The organism is Parapusillimonas granuli, from assembly GCF_013416525.1.
Lineage (GTDB): Bacteria > Pseudomonadota > Gammaproteobacteria > Burkholderiales > Burkholderiaceae_B > Parapusillimonas > Parapusillimonas granuli.
Map to the genome: position 1 here is coordinate 1 of NZ_JACCEM010000037.1, position 542 is coordinate 542.

The window sequence follows — 542 nt, forward strand, 5'->3', positions numbered from 1 at the left end:
TGTTCATGCTGGCCACGATAGCGTGTGCCATGTCGCCCAGCATGCCTATGCTTCTGGTGGGACGCACCGTGCAGGGCCTGGGCGGCGGGCTCCTGCTGAGCATGAGCTATTCGGCCGTGCGCATGGTGTTCGACGAACAGCTGTGGTCGCGCGCCATGGTGCTGGTATCCAGCATGTGGGGCGTGGCCACTTTGATGGGGCCGGCGATAGGCGGTATTTTTGCTCAGACCGGGCACTGGCGCCTGGCATTCTGGGCAGTGTTGCCGATCGCGGGCCTGCTGGCCCTGCTGGTTCATACGCAAATTCAACAGCAGCGTGCCGCCAGTACCAGGCGTGTGCAGGCCCCCGCAGGCAAGATAACCTTGCTGGCGATTTCGGTGCTGCTGGTGTCGCTGGCCAGCTTGGCGCAGCACTGGACCTGGAACGTGGCAGGAATAGCCGCCGGCGTGCTCATGACGATACTGATTGCAAGAGCAGACAGTCATGCCCGTATCCGGCTTTTTCCTACGGGTTCTTATTCGACCGGTACGGCGCTGGGTAGT

At 62.2% G+C, this 542-nt stretch carries 1 protein-coding gene; it reads left to right on the forward strand.

All coding sequences use genetic code 11. From position 1 onward, the window contains the following. Positions 1 to 5: 5 nt before the first annotated feature. Positions 6 to 542: MFS transporter (locus H0A72_RS21950; RefSeq protein WP_281494273.1), on the forward strand; the 537-nt coding region annotated here is incomplete at its 3' end.